Source organism: Gluconacetobacter azotocaptans, assembly GCF_014174355.1.
Lineage (GTDB): Bacteria > Pseudomonadota > Alphaproteobacteria > Acetobacterales > Acetobacteraceae > Gluconacetobacter > Gluconacetobacter azotocaptans.
On record NZ_JABEQF010000007.1, the window covers coordinates 140,654 to 157,499 of the forward strand.

Sequence of the window (16,846 nt, forward strand, 5' to 3'; positions counted from 1 at the left end):
GGCATCCCCTTCGCGGCCGTCAGTCGCCCGAGACGGTGATGTCGGGCGCCGTGGGGTTCTTCATTCCCACGATGTTATAGCCGGAATCGACGTGATGGATCTCGCCGGTGACGCCCCCCGACAGGTCGGACAGCATGTACAGGCCGGCGCCGCCGACCTCCTCCAGCGACACGTTGCGCTCCAGCGGCGCGTTGTACTGGTTCCATTTCAGGATATAGCGGAAATCGCCGATGCCGTTGGCCGCCAGCGTCATGATCGGACCAGCCGAAATGCCGTTCACGCGAATCCCGTCGCGCCCCAGGTCGGCCGCCATGTAGCGCACCGAGGCCTCCAGCGCCGCCTTGGCCACGCCCATCACGTTGTAATGCGGCATGACGCGCTCGGCCCCCAGATAGGACAGGGTCAGCAGCGATCCGCCCGACGTCATCAGGCGCGCCGCCCGGCGTGCGACGGCGGTAAAGGAATAGCACGAGATATCCAGCGCGGTCAGGAACGCATCGCGCGGGGTGTCGACATAGCGGCCGCGCAGATACTGCTTGTCGGCCCAGCCGATGGCATGGACCAGGAAGTCCAGCTTTCCCCACTGCGCCTCGATCTCGGCGAAGGTCGCGTCCATCGCGGCGTCGTCGCTCACGTCGCAGGGCAGCACCAGCGTCGAGCCCACGCGCTCGGCCAGCGGACGGACCCGCTTGCCCAGGGCCTCGCCCTGATAGGTGAAGGCCAGCTCGCCGCCCTGCGCCGCGACCGCGTTGGCGATGCCCCAGGCGATCGACCGATCGTTGGCGACACCCATGACAAGGCCCCGCTTGCCCTTCATCAGCGTGCCCGTGGCCGGGACTTTGGACGTGCCGTCTGACATGATAGGATCCTTGGTCTGGAAATGGCATGATCGGGTTGGGGTCGTGGTTGCACAAGCCGGCGCGTGGGACAAGATCCGGGTTACGCGACGCCCCCCGCTTTCGCCGCCTGCGTGGCGGGCCATGACGCTGCGCACCGCCTGCCGCAGAAACTGGACGGAATAACGAATGACCGCCGCGCTGATCGACCTTGGGGCAGACCCCTTCACCCTGTTCGCCGCCTGGATGCGCGAGGCCGAGGCGCACGAACCTGCGGACCCGAACGCCATGGCGCTGGCCACCGCCACGCCGGACGGACGCCCGTCGGTGCGGATGATCCTGCTGAAGGGCGCCGACACGCGGGGCTTCGTCTTCTATACCAACCTCGAAAGCCGCAAGGCGGGTGAATTGCGGGAAAACCCGCATGCCGCCCTGCTGTTCCATTGGAAGAGCCTGCGCCGCCAGATCCGGATCGAAGGCCCGGTCGAACCCGTGACCGACGCCGAAGCCGACGCCTATTTCGCCAGCCGGTCGCGCATCTCCCGCCTGGGGGCCATCGCGTCCGACCAGTCGCGGCCGCTGACCGACCGCGCGATCTTCGAGCACCGCCTGGCGGAACTGGAAGATCGCTATCCCGATGAAACGATTCCCCGTCCGGCGAACTGGTCGGGGTTCCGGCTGGTCCCCGACGCCATCGAATTCTGGCAGGATCGGCCGCACCGCCTGCACGACCGCGCCGTCTGGCGCCGTGCGGGCACGACATGGGAGACGACACGACTTTACCCCTGACGGCCTGGCGCCCCCAAGGCAGACACCGTGGGGCGCCGAACTGCCCTGACGTTCCAACAAAGCTGGAGATGAAAAAATTGAAGAACATACAAAAAATCATGCTGCCGCTAAACGGAACGTCCAATGCCGAGGCCGCCCTGGCCACCGGCCTGCTGTTCGCCCGGCAATTCGGCGGACACATCTCTGCCCTGCATGTCCGGGCCGACAGCCGCGACGTCGCCCCCCTGGCCGGCGAGGGCCTGTCGGGCGCGATGGTCGAGGAAATGATGTCCGCCGCCGAGCGCGAGGGCGCCCGCCGCGCCCTTGCGGTGCGCGAGATATTCGACCGTTTCACCGCCAGCAACGGCGTGACCGTCACCGGCCCCATTCCCCCCTTCCACGGCAATCCTATCGGCACCGCCACGGCCAGCTTCGTCACCATGACGGGGCGCGAGCACGAGGTCGTCACCTTCCGCGCCCGCCTGTCCGACGTCACCGTCGTCCCGCATCCCGACTCCGGCGAAGAGGTCTCGTCATCCGAGACGCTGCACGCCATCCTGTTCGATAGCGGCCGCCCGGTGGTCATAGCCCCGCGCCAGCCCCCCGCCACGGCCGGCCGGCGGATCTGCATCGCCTGGAACGGCACGTCCGAAGCCACGGCGGCGCTGCATCATATCCTGCCATGGGTCTCCGAGGCCGAGGCGGTGCGCATCCTCTATTCCGGCGACTACCAGCGCCGGGGCCCCGAAGCCCGCCACGCGGCGGAGTACCTGGCCATCCATGGGGTGGACGCCGACCTGGTGGAATTCAGCAACCCCGAGGAAACGGTGGGCGCCGCCCTGCTGGCCGCCTGTCGCGCGTTCAACGCCGACATGCTGGCGATGGGGGCCTATTCCCATTCGCGTCTGCGCCAGTTGATTCTGGGCGGGGTGACGCGCCACGTTCTGGAAAATGCCGAATTACCCGTGTTGATGAGCCGATAATACGGCCACGCGGCCGATTCGACGGAAATCAGACCCATTCGGCATGGATGGTATGATTATTACCACGCTCTCATGATGTATATTCCCCTTGAATCTCCCGGGGAGAACGATTACATCGACCTCAAAGCACGATAATTTTTCGTGCAATGAGGAATGTGGGCCCTGACAGTGCGTATAGACCCGTCGATCCTGACCGCTATCCACGACGCCGGCGACACGGCGCAGGCCATCCTGCGGACCGTGCTGACCGGCGGCCTGCGCGGGCGCGTCGCCACCGTGTCGTCCTTCGGGTCGGAATCGGCGGTGCTGCTGGCGATGGTGGCGGATGTGGACCCGGCGACGCCGGTCCTGTTCCTGGATACCGGACAGCATTTCCCCGAAACCCTGGCCTATCGCGACCGGCTGGTCGCGCATCTGGGCCTGTCGGACGTCCGCAGCATCCAACCGGCGGCACGGCAGATCCGCGACCGTGACCCCGACGGCCAGCTCTGGGCCTTCGACCCCGACGCCTGCTGCGCCCTGCGCAAGGTCGAACCGCTGGACGAGGCCATGATCCCGTTCGACGCGTGGCTGACCGGCCGCAAGCGATCGCAGGCCGCAACCCGCACCGCCCTGCCCGTCATCGAGCAGGCGGCCGAGGGCCGGATCAAGATCAACCCCCTGGCCCGCTGGACCCCGGCCGAGCTGGACGCCGAAATGGCGCGGCGCGACCTGCCGCGCCATCCGTTGAGCCTGCGGGGCTATCCATCGATCGGCTGCGCGCCGTGCACGCGCCCGGTGGCCGAGGGCGAGGACCCGCGCGCCGGACGCTGGGCGGGCCTGTCCAAGACCGAATGCGGCATCCACGCCTGACCTGTCCGCCCCTCGTCATTCCATTGTTTCCGAAAGAAGCCCCCGTCATGGACGATCTCGATCAGCTTGAAGCCCAGAGCATCTATATCCTGCGCGAGGCGTACCGGAACCTGAAGCCGCTGGCGATGCTGTGGTCGCTGGGCAAGGATTCCAACGTCATGCTCTGGCTGGCGCGCAAGGCCTTCCTGGGCCGTGTGCCGTTCCCGGTGATGCATGTCGATACCGGCAAGAAATTCCCCGAGATGTACCGCTTCCGCGACGAATATGTGCGGAAATGGAACCTGGACCTGCTGCTGGGCGACTGCCCGCCGGTCGAGGAGATCGACCCGACGCTGCCGCCGGCTGCCCGGTCCGCCGCGCGCAAGACCGCCGGCCTGGCCGCGATGATCGAGAAATACAGCCTGGAGGGCGTGATCGCCGGCATCCGGCGCGACGAGCAGGCGACCCGTGCCAAGGAGCGCGTGTTCAGCCCGCGCGGTTCCAGCCACAAATGGGACGTGCGCAACCAGCCGCCGGAATTCTGGGACCAGTACGCCACCCCGCATGAAGAGGGCGTGCATATCCGCGTCCATCCCCTGCTGTCGTGGCGCGAGATCGACATCTGGCGCTATATCGAGCGCGAGGGCATTCCGCTGGTCGATCTGTATTTCTCGAAGAACGGCCTGCGCTATCGCTCGCTGGGCGACCAGGACATCACCAGCCCGATCGAAAGCGACGCCGCGACCGTCGCCGAGGTGATCGCGGAACTGCGGACCAGCCGCACGTCCGAACGCGCCGGCCGCGCGATGGACCATGAATCCGAGGATGCGTTCGAGCGTCTTCGCGTCGCTGGCTATCTCTGACCCACGGACGGACCGGAACATCATCATGAGCAACGTCCCCGCCGCCGCCCGTCAGGATGCGGCCACCCCCATCGTCATCGTCGGCCATGTCGACCATGGCAAGTCGACCCTGATCGGCCGCCTGCTGCACGATACCGACAACCTGCCCGAGGGCCGGGTCGCCCAGATCGTCGAATCCAGCAAGAAACGCGGCCTGAAGGTCGAATGGAGCTTCCTGCTCGACAGCCTGCAGATCGAGCGTGACCAGGGCGTCACCGTCGATTCCACGCGCATCCCCTTCCGGCTGGGCGACCGCGAGTTCGTGATCGTTGACGCGCCGGGCCACCGGCAATTCCTGCGCAATATGATCACCGGCGCGGCCGACGCCGAGGCCGCGGTGCTGGTGGTCGATGCCGCCGAGGGCGCGCAGGAACAGACGCGCCGCCACGCGATGCTGCTGCGCCTGATCGGCATCCGCCATGTCATCGTCCTGATGAACAAGGTGGACCTGCTGGATTACGACCCGGCCCGCATCGCCGAGACCGAGCGCGCCGTCGCCGCCCTGCTGAAGCAGCTGGATATCGAGGTCAGCCTGTTCGTGCCGGCCTCGGCGCGCGAAGGCGACAATATCGCCAGCCGTTCGCCGCACATGGGCTGGTACCAGGGTCCGACCCTGACCGAGGCGCTGGCCCTGGTCCCCGCGCCGTCGGGCCGCGCCGACCTGCCGCTGCGCCTGCCGGTGCAGGACGTCTACCGCTTCGACACCAAGCGCGTCGTCGTCGGCCGGATCGAGCGCGGGCGCGTGAAGGTGGGCGACAGCCTGGTGATCGGCACGCACGGCACGGTGGCGCGGGTCGCGTCGATCGAAAGCTGGCACACCGCCCCGCAGATTTCCGCCGTCGCCGGGCAGTCGGTGGCGATCACGCTGGAACCCGACGTGATCCCCGATCGCGGCGACCTGCTGCACCAGCCCGGCGAAACGCCGATTCGCGCCGCGCGCATCCGCTCGCGCCTGTTCTGGCTGCGGCAGGAGCCGCTGCGCGTCGGCGAGAGCTTCCGCCTGCGCCTGGGCACCGCCGAGCATCAGGTGACGGTGGCCTCGATCGATTCCGTCGTCCGGCTGGACGACCTGACCGAGCACCCCGCCGACCACGTCCCGCCCGAGGGCTTTGCCGAAATCACGCTGGCGGCGTCAGAAAGCATTCTGTTCGACGCGTTCGCCCCCGGCACCACCGACGGGCGCGGCGTGCTGGTCGACCGTCACCAGCGCATCGTCGGCGGCGCACCGCTGATCGGCCCGGCGGCCATCGCCAGCGGCACCAAGGCCATCCACCCCACCGACAGCACTGTATCGCTGTGGGACCGGGCCCAGGCGCGCGGCCATCGCGGCGGCGTCTTCTGGATGACCGGCCTGCCCGGCGCGGGCAAGAGCACGCTGGCCCGCGCGGCCGAATCCCGCCTGTTCACCCAGGGTATCGACGTGTCGGTCCTGGACGGCGACACGCTGCGGGCCGGGCTGTGCGCCGATCTCGGCTTCTCCGAGGAAGATCGCACCGAAAACGTGCGCCGGGCCGCCGCCGTGGCGCGCATCCTGGCCGAAACCGGGCAGGTGGTGCTGGTCGCGCTGATTTCCCCGCGCGCCGCCGACCGCGACCTGGCCCGCCAGATCGTGGGCGACGGGTTCCAGGAAATCTTCGTGGACGCCGACCAGACGGTCTGCGAGGCCCGCGACCCCAAGGGCCTGTATGCCGCCGCCCGCGCCGGGCGGATCAGCGGCTTCACCGGGATCGACGCCCCCTACGAGGCACCCGCCAATCCCGACCTGCGCCTGGCCACCGGCCAGGACAGCGTCCAGGATGCGGCCGGCCGCCTGGCGTCGCACATCACCGGTGCGGTCGTCCTGGGCGACCAGTCCCGCCAGCGGTCCTGAGCACCCGCTTGAGCACGCCACCCGCCGGCGATCGGGCCGCCGCGGCGCCGATCGCACGGTGACGTGGTGAACGGCCCCATGCCTTCCGCCCCCCGCCTGCCGGGGCTGTGGCCCCGTCCGCGCGCCCGCACCCGGCGGGACGCGTTGCCGGGGCTGCATCTGGCGCTGGGGGCGACGATCCTGTGGGTCGGGCTGCTGGTGGTGCTGCCGCTGCTGGCCCTGGCGATCCGCCCGTGGCAGGACGGCGCGGCCCCGATGCTGGCCGCCCTGCACGACCGGCGGATGCTGGCGGCGCTGGAGCTCAGCTTCGGCAGCGCCGCGCTGGCGGCGCTGGTCAACCTGCCGCTGGGGCTTCTGCTGGCCTGGTCGCTGGTTCGCACCCGGCTGCCGGGCCGTCGGGTCGTCGATGCCCTGATCGACCTGCCGTTCGCCCTGCCCACCGCCGTGACCGGCATCACGCTGGCCACGCTGTATGGCCCGCATGGCTGGCTGGGGGCGCCGCTGGCGAAACTGGGCGTCCGCGTCGCCTTCACGCCGCTGGGCATCATGCTGGCGCTGGCGTTCGTGGGCCTGCCGTTCGTCGTCCGCACGCTGGAACCGGTGCTGCGCGACCTGCCGCCGGAACTGGAGGAAGCGGCCACGCTGCTGGGCGCGCATCGCCGCCAGATCGTGACGCGCGTCCTGCTGCCGCCCCTGCTGCCGGCGCTGGCCACCGGCTTCGGCCTAGCCTTCGCCCGCGGGATCGGGGAATACGGTTCGGTCATCTTCATCGCCGGCAACCAGCCCTTCCGCAGCGAAATCGCGCCGCTGCTGGTGGTCATCCGCCTGCAGGAATTCGATTATGCCGGCGCGACCTCGGTCGGGTTCATCATGCTGCTGGCGGCCTTCCTGTCGCTGGCCGTCATCTCGGCCCTGCGGCGGCGGCTGTCGCGCGGCCTGGGCGGGGGCGAAGCGGCATGAGCCGGATCCTGCTGGGGCTTGCAACCTATACCATCGTGGCCATCGTCCTGCTGCTGCCGCCGACGCTGGTCTTCGTCGAGGCCCTGCGGCAGGGCCTGCCGGCGGCGCTGGCCACCTTCGCCGACCCCGACGCGCAGGCGGCGATCTGGCTGACGGTGGAGATGACCGCGCTGTCGGTCGCCGTGAATACCACATTCGGCATCCTCGCCGCCTGGGCGCTGTCCAAGTTCACCTTTCCCGGGCGCGGCGTGCTGCTGGTGCTGATCGAACTGCCGCTGAGCGTCTCGCCGGTGGTGGCGGGGCTGGTGTGGCTGCTGCTGTTCGGCAGCCAGGGCTGGTGGGGCGCGGCGCTGGCCCGGCACGGCATCACCATCGCCTTCGCCGCCCCGGGCATCCTGCTGGCCACGATCTTCGTGACCTTCCCCTATGTCGCACGGACGTTGCTGCCGCTGATGCAGCGCCAGGGGCGCGACGCCGAGGAGGCCGCCCTGCTGCTGGGCGCCGGTTTCTGGCAGATCCTGTGGCGCGTCACCCTGCCCGGCGCGCGCTGGGCGCTGCTGTCGGGCATCCTGCTGACCACCGCCCGGGCGATGGGCGAATTCGGCGCGGTCTCGGTCATTTCGGGCCACATTCCCGGCCTGACGGAGACCATGCCCCTGCATATCGAGACACTGTATAATGGCTATCAGACGGTCGCGGCCTTCGCCATGGCCGCCCTGCTGGCCCTGATGGCCATGACCACCGTCGCCCTGCGCGGCATTCTGGAACGACAGGCCGACAAGGCGGGAGCCGGCAAGGCGGAGGACTGGGCATGAGCCTGCATGTGACGGATATCGTGCGGCATGTCGCGGGCCGCGCGCGCCCCATCCTGGACGGCGTGTCGCTGGACATCGCCGACAGCGAATTCGTGGCCCTGGTCGGCCCGTCCGGCGCGGGCAAGAGTTCGCTGCTGCGCGTGGTCGCGGGGCTGGATTTCCACCAGGGCGGCGCCATCAGCCTGGACGGCACGCCCATGGAAGGCCGTCCGGCGCGCGAGCGGCATATCGGCTTCGTCTTCCAGAACTACGCCCTGTTCCCGCACATGACCGTGGCCGGCAATATCGCCTTCGGCCTGCGGATCCTGCCGCGCCGGCAGCGCCCGGCGCGGGCCGAGATCGCACGGCGGGTCGCGGAACTGCTGGAGCTGATGCACCTGCCGGGGATGGAGGGCGCCTATCCCGCGCAATTGTCGGGCGGCCAGCGGCAGCGCGTGGCGCTGGCCCGCGCGCTGGCCACCCAGCCCCGCCTGCTGCTGCTGGACGAGCCGTTCGGCGCGCTGGACCCGATGGTCCGCAAATCGATCCGCACCTGGCTGCGCGGCGTGCATGACCGGCTGGGCCTGACCACCATCCTGGTCACCCACGACCAGCACGAGGCCATGGACATCGCCGACCGGCTGGTGGTCATGCAGGACGGGCGCATCGTGCAGACGGCGCCGGCGCCGGTGCTGGAACGCGACCCCGCGACCCCCTTCGTCATGCAGTTCCTGGGCGAATGCCTGGCGTTCGAAGGCGTGGTGCGCCGGGGCCGCATGGTCCCGGACGACGGCGACGTCCTGCCCTTCCCCGCCGAGGCGCCGGATGGACGGGCGACCGCGATGATCCGCCCCTACGACGCCGTTCTGCGGCCCGGCATGGGCCAGGCGCGGGCCGCCCTCGACCACACGCGCGGCGGCTACGCCCATCTGGACATCGCCATCGGCGAACGCCATGTCACCATCATGCGTCCCGCGGACGAAAGCGAGTACGGGCCGCAGGCGCGCTACGGGCTCGATATCTCGGCCGCAAGGCTGTTCCGGGACGGGCGGTCGCTGTTCCACGGCCTGGCGGCCTGCGACACCGATGCAGGCGCCAGCCGGGTGGCATGAAGGCCCGCACGCCATCCGGGTGAGGATGGATCATTATACATTTTATTATTGTGCATTATCCTTGTGCACACCCAGTTAATCCCCTAATGACCCGGTGAAACAGGTTTGCCGGCTGACAGAGGACAAATCAGAGTGGATGTCAGGAACAACCGCCGCCAGGCGGGCGGGTCGAGCGTCGTGACCGCCAACCGGCTGCTGGACGGACGGATCGTCTGGCTGGCCGAGGATGGCGCGTGGTCCGGACGCATCGACGCCGCCCAGGTCTTTTCCAATGACGGGATCGAGGCCGTGATCGACACCGCCACGCGGCGCCAGCAGGCCGATGGCGTCGTCGGCGTCTATGGCGTGCAGATCGGCGACGACAGCACGACGCCCGTGCCGGTCACGGTGCGCGAGCGCATCCGCGCTTTCGGCCCCACCGTCCACCCGGAATTCGCCACCCTGACCGAGGGCCCGCCCGATGTCCGCTGAGATCCTCGCCACCCCCGACACCGGTGCCGCGCCGGTCGGGCATTATGCCTACGACCAGGTGGACCGCGCCTTCCTGCACGACCGGGTCGAGCAGTTCCGCGACCAGGTCGCCCGCCGCCTGTCCGGCGCCCTGTCCGAGGACGAGTTCAAGCCGCTGCGCCTGATGAACGGGCTGTACCTGCAATTGCATGCCTACATGCTGCGGGTGGCCATTCCGTATGGCATCCTCGATTCCCGCCAGATGCGCGAACTGGCGCATATCGCACGGACATACGACCGCGATTACGGCCATTTCACCACCCGCCAGAACATCCAGTTCAACTGGATCCGCCTGGAGGATACGCCCGATATCCTGGCGCGGCTGGCGGCGGTGGACATGCACGCCATCCAGACCAGCGGCAACTGCATCCGCAACATCACCTGCGATCAGTTCGCCGGCGCCGCGGTGGACGAATTGCTGGACCCGCGCGTGCATGCCGAAATCCTGCGGCAATGGTCGACGCTGCATCCGGAATTTTCCTTCCTGCCGCGCAAGTTCAAGATCGCGATCAGCGGCAGCCCCAACGACCGTGTGGCGGCGCGCTTCCACGATATCGGACTGGTGGCCAAGCCCGGGCGCCATGGTACGGTGTTCGACGTCTTCGTCGGCGGCGGCATGGGCCGCACCCCGGTCGTGGGCGTGCACCTGCGCGACAATCTGCCCGAAGAAGACCTGCTGGCGTATCTGGAGGCGATGGTCCGCGTCTATAACGAGTACGGACGCCGCGACAACATCTACAAGGCGCGCATCAAGATCCTGGTCCAGGCGCTGAGCGCCGAAGGCTATCGCGAGAAGGTCGATGCCGAATTCGCGGCGATGGACCGCGCGCGCTATCGCCTTCCGCCCGAAACGGTGGCCGCCATCCGCGCCCGCTTCGGCACGCCGGTGCTGGACGCCCCGTCCGACGCCGCCGACCGCCTGGCCGAGGCACGGCGCACCGATGCGCTCTTCGACCGCTGGGTCCGCACCAACACCCATCCGCACCGTGCGGCGGGCTATATCTCGGCCGTCGTCTCGCTCAAGCCCGATGGGGGCATTCCCGGTGATGCGACCTCGGCGCAGATCGACGCCATCGCCGACATCGCGGACCGTTTCTCGTTCGGCGAGATCCGGATCAGCCACATGCAGAACATCGTCCTGGGCCATGTCCGCCAGGACCAGCTGCATGCGCTGTGGCAGGAACTGGGCCGCGCGGGCCTGGCCAGCGCCAATATCGGGCTGATCGGCGACATCATCGCCTGCCCGGGTCTGGATTACTGTTCGCTGGCGAACGCGCGGTCGATCCCGATCGCGCAGAAGCTCAGCGCCCGCTTCGCCAACCCCGCTCTGCAGGAACGGATCGGCGACCTGCAGATCAAGATCTCGGGCTGCATCAACGCCTGCGGCCATCACCATGCCGGGCATATCGGCATCCTGGGGGTGGACAAGAAAGGCGAGGAATTCTTCCAGCTGACGCTGGGCGGTTCGGCCGGCAACGATGCCGCCATCGGCCAGATCCTGGGCCCGGCCTTGCCCGAGGATGCGACGGTGGACGCGATCGCCCATCTGGTCGATGCCTATCTGGTCCATCGCACCGACGGGGAGCGCTTCCTCGACACCTATCGGCGGCTCGGCGCCGCGCTGTTCAAGGATGCCGTCTATGCCCTTGCTTGAAAATGGCCGCCTCGTCGAAGATCGCTGGACCACGGTCGGCAGCGACGACACCCTGCCCACCACCGGCCCGGTGATCGTGCCGCTGGACCGGCTGGAAGACGGGCTGGCCCGCCCGGCCGGCGAGAAGCTGGGCGTCGCCCTGCCCTCGGACGCCGACGTCGCCGTGCTGCGCGCGGCGCTGCCGCGCCTGGCGCTGGTCGCCGTGACTTTCCCGACCTTCCGCGACGGACGCGCCTTCAGCCAGGCGCGGGCCCTGCGCGAGCATCTGGATTTTGCCGGCGAGGTCCGCGTCACCGGCCGGCCGCTGCCCGACCAGTACGAATTCCTGCTGCGCTGCGGCGCCTCGACCGTCCAGTTGCCCGACGGCGCGGACCCGGCCGTGTGGGCGCAGGCGCATGAACGCTTCACCACCGCCTACCAGCCCTCGGTGCGCGACGAGCGCGCCGAAGGGTTCGGGCTGCGTCGTTTCCTCGGCCAAGCGGCAAACTGACCGGCGGCGCCGTCCCCTTCCGCCCGCCGGCCTGCCATGCTACCGGCAGGCGCATGACACGCTGCTTCCCCCTCCAGGGCCGGACATGCTGAAACGCCTGCTGGCAGGTGGGCGGGGCCGTGCCCTGGCCATCGGGATGCTGCGCTCCTATCTGGTCCTGGCGCTGCGCACCACGCGCTGGACGTTCGACATTCACCCCGACGCCCTGCCGGTGCTGACGCCCCGCGACGGACGGTCCGCGCTGATCGCCTTCTGGCATGAAACACTGGTCCTGACCCCCGCCCTGTGGTGGTGGGCCGCGCGGCGCGACCCCGCGCTGCGCATGCATGTTCTGGTCAGCCGCAACCGTGACGGGCGGATGATCGCCGACATCGTCGCCCCCTGGGGGGTGGACGTCATCGCCGGATCGACGGAACGTACGGGCCGGAACAAGGGGGGCGCCGCGGCATTGCGCGGCCTGCTGGGCCAATTGGGCGACGGCAGCCTGGTCGCCGTCACCCCCGACGGGCCGCGCGGTCCGCGCCGCCATGCGCAACCGGGGGTCGCGGGCCTGGCCGTGTTGTCGGGCGCGCCGGTGGTGCCGGTGGGGGTGTGGTGCCGGTCCTGGCGACTGGGCACGTGGGACCGGATGCTGATTCCGCTGCCGTTCGGACGCGGCCGCGTGGTCTGCGGCGCGCCGGTCATCCCGGCGCGCGGCAACCGGGCGGCCGCGGCGCAGCGCATCGGCGATGCCCTCGACGCCGCGACCGAAGCCGCCTGCCCCCCGCCTGCCGGGGGCCTTTCACGCCTGTGGGCGCTGCTGGCCACCCTGCTGGCCCCGGCCCTGATCCTGCTGCTGCGGCGCCGGCTGGCGCGCGGCAAGGAACGGCGCGACCGCCTGCGCGAACGCATGGGCCTGACGGGCCGCCCGCGCCCCGCCGGCCGGCTGATCTGGCTGCACGCCGCAAGTGTGGGCGAGAGCCTGTCGATCCTGCCGATGATCGACCGCATGATGGCGCGCGATGCGGGGCTGCATGTGCTGCTGACGACGGCCACGGTCAACGCCGCCGACCTGCTGGACCGCCGCCTGGCCGGCGAGGCATGGGGCGGGCGGGTCATCCACCAGTTCGTGCCGCTGGACGTGCCGCGCTGGATCGGCCGATTCCTGCGCCATTGGCGCCCCGACGCCGCAGCCCTGACGGAAAGCGAACTGTGGCCCAATCTGATCGAGGCCTGCCATCGCACCGGCGTGCCCCTCGCCCTGATCAACGCCCGCCTGTCCGACCGCTCGCGTGACGGCTGGCGCAGAGTGCCGGGGCTGGCGCGGCGCATGCTGTCGCGCTTCGGCTGGATCGCCGCGCGCTCGGCCGAGGACGCTGCCCGGCTGCGCGCGCTGGGTGCCACGCGGATGGACGTGCCCGGCGACCTGAAGGAGGCCGCCGCCCCGCTTCCGGCCGACCCGGCACAACTGGCCGGGATCGTGGACGCGATCTCCGGCCGCCCCGTCTGGCTGGCCGCCTCGACCCACGACGGCGAGGAAGAACTGATCGCCCAGGCCGACCAGGTGATCCGCGCGCGCCATCCTGACCTGCTGACCGTCATCGTCCCCCGCCACCCCGAACGCGGCGCCGCCATCGCGGCTGGGCTGGAGACACCTCCCGTCCCCCGCCGTGCGCTGGGTGCGACCCCGGGCCCGACCGACCGGTTCTGGGTCTGCGACACGCTGGGCGAGTTGGGCCTGTTCTACAGGGCGGTGCCGATCGTCTTCATCGGCAACAGCCTGCCCGGCCCCGGGCGGGGCGGGGGCCATAACCCGATGGAACCGGCCCGGTTGGGCGCGGCCCTGGCGTCCGGCCCGCTGACGGACAATTTCACCGAGGCCTTCGCCCGGCTGGGCGACACCATCGCCATCGTCGCCGATCCCGCCGCCCTGGCCGAGTGGGTGGACGGCCTGCTGTCCGACCCCGCGCGTCTGGCGCAGTCCCGTCGCCGCGCCGGCCCCGTCGAGGGCGACCCAGACCTGCCGGACCGGATTGCCGCGCGCCTGCTGGCCATGGCGGGGGGCTGATGCACCCGCCACGCTTCTGGTCCCAGCCCGACGGCGGCTGGATCGCACGCCTGCTGGCGCCGGCATCCACGCTTTATGCGCTGGGCACCGCCCGGCGCGTGCGGCGGCCGGGATGGCGGGCGCCGGTCCCGGTCCTGTGCTGCGGCAACCTGACGGCCGGCGGCGCGGGCAAGACGACCCTGGCGCTGGATCTGGGACGCCGGCTGGTCGCGCGGGGCCGCACGGTGCATTTCCTGACGCGCGGCTACGGCGGGCGGGTGCGCGGCCCCGTGCGGGTCGATCCGGCCCTCCACACCGCCGCCACCGTGGGGGACGAGGCCCTGCTGCTGGCGCGCGTGGCTCCGTGCATCGTTGCCGCCGACCGCGCGGCCGGCGCGCGCGCCGCCATTGCGGCGGGGGCCGACTGCCTGGTCATGGATGACGGTTTCCAGAATCCCGGCCTGTATCAGGACATGCCGCTGCTGGTCGTCGACGGGGCCAGCGGGTTCGGCAATGGGTACGTGCTGCCCGCCGGCCCCCTGCGCGAGCCGGTGGCGGCCGGCGCGGCCCGGGCCCGTGCCGTCGTCCTGATCGGGGACGATCTGACCGGGGCATCGGCAGCCCTGCCGGAGAGGCTGCCGGTCCTGCGCGCGCGGCTGGACATGGACGATGCCGGGTGGCTGCTGGACGGACGCTCGGCCGTCGCCTTCGCCGGCATTGGACGGCCGGACAAATTCTTCGACGGCCTGCGCCGGCAGGGCGTGCCCCTTGCCGCCTGCCTGCCCTTCCCTGACCATCACCCCTATCGCGACCACGATCTACGCCGCCTGCGCGACGCCGCCCGCGGGCATGACGCCATTCTGCTGACCACGCCCAAGGACGCCGTCCGCCTGCCTGTGGCTTTCCGGTCACAGGTCCGGGCCATGGATGTCCGGCTGGCCTGGGCCGATCCGTCGGCCCCCGACCGGCTTCTCGATCTCTGGCTGGAAGGGGGGCGGCAATGACCGACAGAGGCAACTGCGGACCGCGCGTCACGATGCTCATGCGGCTCGAAGCCCTGGCGGCGCGGGTGGCGCTGGGGCTGCTGCGCCGCCTCGGGCCGGTCCGGGCGTCCGATGTCGGCGGGGCGATCAGCCGCGCGATCGGCCCGCGCCTGCCGGTCTCGCGGGTGGCCGACGCCAATTTGCGCCTTGCCCTGCCGGGGCTGGACCGGGCGGCGCGGCGCGCCATCATTCGCGACGTATGGGACAATCTGGGCCGGACGGTCGGCGAATTTCCTCATCTGTCCCGCCTGCCCCGCGACCCGGCCCACGGCCCGGGATGGGACATGACGGGGGGCGAGCACCTGGCTGCCCAGGTGGCGCGCGGAGGGGCCGCGATCTTCGTTTCGGGCCATATCGGCAACTGGGAAATGCTGCCGCCGGCCGTGGCGCATCGTGGCCTGCCGTTCGCATCCTTCTATCGCGCAGCAGCAAATCCCCTGATCGACCGGATGATCCGCACCCTGCGCGACGAGGCGATGGAACAATCGGTGCCGCTGTTCGCCAAGGGCGCGCGCGGGGCGCGGGGCGCGTTGGCCCACGTCGCCCGGGGCGGGCGGCTGGGCATGCTGGTGGACCAGAAGATGAACGACGGGATCGAGGCCCGGCTGTTCGGCCACCCCGCGATGACCGCGCCGGCCCTGGCCGCCATGGCGCTGCGTTACCGCTGCCCGGTCATCCCCGGCTATGTCGAACGCCTGGGTCCCGCGCGCCTGCGCATCCATGTCGAGGCACCGCTGCCCCTGCCCGACACCGGAGACCGCCAGGCCGATGTCCTGGCCCTGACGCAAGCGGTCAACGACCGGCTGGAACACTGGATCCGCACCCATCCGGGAAGCTGGTTATGGCTGCATCGCCGCTGGCCCAAGACCCTGTTCCAGACACGCGCCTGATGATCGGCAGGTCCAGTTTTTAACAGTTCATGAGCAATTGCACCGTTTCGTGCTCAACATTAAGGCTAATGCGTAACAGAGCATTGTTTTTTTGCCACATCGTTAAAGTTCTGCCTGTTTGTGCGGCGCTGCCGCTCAGATTCAATTTGGCAAGGTCGTCCGGCGCGCATTAGCGTTCCTCCACGCTCCCCACCGCGAGGACATTCAGATGCCCATGGCAATGACCCGGAAGGTTGACACCCCGTCTCCGACCAGCTCCTGCAACGTGATTCCCCTGCGTCTGAGTTTCCTGCCCCGGCATCGGGAATATCTGATGCGGTGGCTGGATGCCGGCGCCTGCATGGGGCTGTGCGACGTCGATGTCGCCGCCCGGTCGGATGACGGCCTGATCGAACATGTGCTGGTCTGGGTCCGCGAAAACGCCGATCCCGCCTATCTGGTGCGGCCCGAGGGCATGACCTGGGTCCTGATCGACCATCTGCGCGACCATCGCCTGGGCGCGTTCAAAAGCTTCGAGGCCGCGCTGTACGCCATTCGCCCGGTCCTGGCCTGCGGGGCGACGGCGGCGGCCTGACCGCCCCGCGCGACCGCCCCCTTCGGCGGTCAGCTTTGGCTTCCGTCCCGCGCCAGGCGTCCTGCCGCCGGGACAACGATCCGCCCACCGCCGCCGGGCTGGATCTGGAAGATCGCCATATCCCGCCGCGTCCGACCATCCGGCATCAGGCCGAACACCCCATCCACCCCTGAAAATCCGTCGGGCCGCGTCAGGGCTTCGACCGTATAACCGTTCGGCTGTCCCTCGGCCCGGGCGCGATCCAGCGCGCCCACCAGCGCCGCAGAATCGTAGGACAGGTCGGCCAGCGGCGTGGGCATATGGTGATAGCGCGCCATGAAGATCTGGATGAAGCGCTGGCGGCTGGCGGGATCGGGCGCCGCATACCATGCCCCCTGCAACCGGCCGAGCTTTCCGGCAAACACCCCCCACAATTCCGATCCCAGCAGGCGAACCTGCGGCGGGCCGGCCGGCGACCCCGCAACCGGTGATGCCCCCGCCGGGGTTCCGGCCACCTGCACCGTATTCAGCGCGTCGATCACCATCGCCAGCTGCAGGCCGGTATCGGCCAGCAACAGGGCGTCGAACGGCGGCGCCCCCAGCCGGGGCGGCGGCGGGGCGGCT

16 protein-coding genes and 1 pseudogene are annotated in these 16,846 nt (G+C 70.0%); 15 read left to right on the top strand and 2 right to left on the bottom strand.

Annotated elements, in window-relative coordinates; all coding sequences use genetic code 11:
- Positions 1-19: 19 nt before the first annotated feature.
- Positions 20-859 (bottom strand): enoyl-ACP reductase FabI, encoded by an 840-nt coding sequence (gene fabI / locus HLH34_RS11690; RefSeq protein ID WP_183119746.1) that lies wholly within the window; start codon positions 857-859, stop codon positions 20-22.
- Between the two features lie 166 nt (positions 860-1,025).
- On the opposite strand from fabI, the gene pdxH reads away from it, so the two are divergent.
- The 15 genes from pdxH to HLH34_RS11765 all read left to right on the top strand — a co-directional run bounded on the left by pdxH (position 1,026) and on the right by HLH34_RS11765 (position 16,243).
- The gene (gene pdxH / locus HLH34_RS11695) at positions 1,026-1,625 is read left to right on the top strand and encodes a pyridoxamine 5'-phosphate oxidase (protein ID WP_183119747.1); all 600 of its coding nucleotides are present in this window, start codon (positions 1,026-1,028) and stop codon (positions 1,623-1,625) included.
- A gap of 77 nt (positions 1,626-1,702) precedes the next feature.
- Positions 1,703-2,587, top strand: a complete 885-nt coding sequence (locus HLH34_RS11700) for a universal stress protein (RefSeq protein WP_183119748.1) — start codon at positions 1,703-1,705, stop codon at positions 2,585-2,587.
- Between the two features lie 168 nt (positions 2,588-2,755).
- Complete coding sequence (locus HLH34_RS11705; protein WP_264784404.1) at positions 2,756-3,439, top strand: phosphoadenylyl-sulfate reductase; 684 nt, start codon at positions 2,756-2,758, stop codon at positions 3,437-3,439.
- Positions 3,440-3,486: 47 nt separating this feature from the next.
- Positions 3,487-4,281 (top strand): sulfate adenylyltransferase subunit CysD, encoded by a 795-nt coding sequence (cysD, locus tag HLH34_RS11710; RefSeq protein ID WP_183119750.1) that lies wholly within the window; start codon positions 3,487-3,489, stop codon positions 4,279-4,281.
- A 25-nt stretch (positions 4,282-4,306) separates the two neighbouring features.
- Entirely contained in the window at positions 4,307-6,190 is a 1,884-nt protein-coding gene (cysC, locus tag HLH34_RS11715) for an adenylyl-sulfate kinase (protein ID WP_183119751.1), read from the top strand.
- Between the two features lie 78 nt (positions 6,191-6,268).
- Positions 6,269-7,150 (top strand): sulfate ABC transporter permease subunit CysT, encoded by an 882-nt coding sequence (gene cysT, locus HLH34_RS11720; RefSeq protein ID WP_183119752.1) that lies wholly within the window; start codon positions 6,269-6,271, stop codon positions 7,148-7,150.
- Positions 7,147-7,965, top strand: a complete 819-nt coding sequence (cysW, locus tag HLH34_RS11725) for a sulfate ABC transporter permease subunit CysW (RefSeq protein WP_183119753.1) — start codon at positions 7,147-7,149, stop codon at positions 7,963-7,965. Before cysT ends, cysW begins: the two co-directional genes overlap by 4 nt.
- Positions 7,962-9,056 (top strand): sulfate/molybdate ABC transporter ATP-binding protein, encoded by a 1,095-nt coding sequence (locus tag HLH34_RS11730; RefSeq protein WP_183119754.1) that lies wholly within the window; start codon positions 7,962-7,964, stop codon positions 9,054-9,056. The genes cysW and HLH34_RS11730 overlap by 4 nt, the downstream gene beginning before the upstream one ends.
- 132 nt (positions 9,057-9,188) lie before the next feature.
- A complete protein-coding gene (locus HLH34_RS11735) occupies positions 9,189-9,527 on the top strand; it encodes a DUF2849 domain-containing protein (RefSeq protein WP_183119755.1) in 339 nt (112 codons plus the stop codon).
- Entirely contained in the window at positions 9,517-11,220 is a 1,704-nt protein-coding gene (locus tag HLH34_RS11740) for a nitrite/sulfite reductase (protein WP_183119756.1), read from the top strand. Before HLH34_RS11735 ends, HLH34_RS11740 begins: the two co-directional genes overlap by 11 nt.
- Positions 11,207-11,710 (top strand): DUF934 domain-containing protein, encoded by a 504-nt coding sequence (locus HLH34_RS11745; RefSeq protein ID WP_183119757.1) that lies wholly within the window; start codon positions 11,207-11,209, stop codon positions 11,708-11,710. Before HLH34_RS11740 ends, HLH34_RS11745 begins: the two co-directional genes overlap by 14 nt.
- Before the next feature lie 85 nt (positions 11,711-11,795).
- Positions 11,796-13,757 carry a glycosyltransferase N-terminal domain-containing protein gene (locus tag HLH34_RS11750; protein ID WP_183119758.1) on the top strand — a complete coding sequence of 654 codons (1,962 nt, stop codon included), beginning with the start codon at positions 11,796-11,798 and terminating at the stop codon, positions 13,755-13,757.
- On the top strand, positions 13,757-14,740 hold the full coding sequence (lpxK, locus tag HLH34_RS11755) for a tetraacyldisaccharide 4'-kinase (RefSeq protein ID WP_183119759.1): 984 nt from the start codon (positions 13,757-13,759) through the stop codon (positions 14,738-14,740). Before HLH34_RS11750 ends, lpxK begins: the two co-directional genes overlap by 1 nt.
- The gene (locus HLH34_RS11760; protein ID WP_244959890.1) at positions 14,737-15,669 is read left to right on the top strand and encodes a lysophospholipid acyltransferase family protein; all 933 of its coding nucleotides are present in this window, start codon (positions 14,737-14,739) and stop codon (positions 15,667-15,669) included. Before lpxK ends, HLH34_RS11760 begins: the two co-directional genes overlap by 4 nt.
- A gap of 220 nt (positions 15,670-15,889) precedes the next feature.
- Positions 15,890-16,243, top strand: a complete 354-nt coding sequence (locus tag HLH34_RS11765; protein ID WP_183119760.1) for a hypothetical protein — start codon at positions 15,890-15,892, stop codon at positions 16,241-16,243.
- A 29-nt stretch (positions 16,244-16,272) separates the two neighbouring features.
- On the opposite strand, the pseudogene HLH34_RS11770 reads toward HLH34_RS11765, so the two are convergent.
- Positions 16,273-16,846: pseudogene (locus HLH34_RS11770) on the bottom strand (ABC transporter substrate-binding protein); the annotation flags it as partial.

Coding starts and splice junctions, on each gene's coding strand:
- fabI (WP_183119746.1), bottom strand. CDS start 859: ATGTCAGACGGCACGTCCAAAGTCCCGGCCACGGGCACGCTGATGAAG.
- pdxH (WP_183119747.1), top strand. CDS start 1,026: ATGACCGCCGCGCTGATCGACCTTGGGGCAGACCCCTTCACCCTGTTC.
- cysD (WP_183119750.1), top strand. CDS start 3,487: ATGGACGATCTCGATCAGCTTGAAGCCCAGAGCATCTATATCCTGCGC.
- cysC (WP_183119751.1), top strand. CDS start 4,307: ATGAGCAACGTCCCCGCCGCCGCCCGTCAGGATGCGGCCACCCCCATC.
- cysT (WP_183119752.1), top strand. CDS start 6,269: ATGCCTTCCGCCCCCCGCCTGCCGGGGCTGTGGCCCCGTCCGCGCGCC.
- cysW (WP_183119753.1), top strand. CDS start 7,147: ATGAGCCGGATCCTGCTGGGGCTTGCAACCTATACCATCGTGGCCATC.
- HLH34_RS11730 (WP_183119754.1), top strand. CDS start 7,962: ATGAGCCTGCATGTGACGGATATCGTGCGGCATGTCGCGGGCCGCGCG.
- HLH34_RS11740 (WP_183119756.1), top strand. CDS start 9,517: ATGTCCGCTGAGATCCTCGCCACCCCCGACACCGGTGCCGCGCCGGTC.
- HLH34_RS11745 (WP_183119757.1), top strand. CDS start 11,207: ATGCCCTTGCTTGAAAATGGCCGCCTCGTCGAAGATCGCTGGACCACG.
- HLH34_RS11750 (WP_183119758.1), top strand. CDS start 11,796: ATGCTGAAACGCCTGCTGGCAGGTGGGCGGGGCCGTGCCCTGGCCATC.
- lpxK (WP_183119759.1), top strand. CDS start 13,757: ATGCACCCGCCACGCTTCTGGTCCCAGCCCGACGGCGGCTGGATCGCA.
- HLH34_RS11760 (WP_244959890.1), top strand. CDS start 14,737: ATGACCGACAGAGGCAACTGCGGACCGCGCGTCACGATGCTCATGCGG.
- HLH34_RS11765 (WP_183119760.1), top strand. CDS start 15,890: ATGACCCGGAAGGTTGACACCCCGTCTCCGACCAGCTCCTGCAACGTG.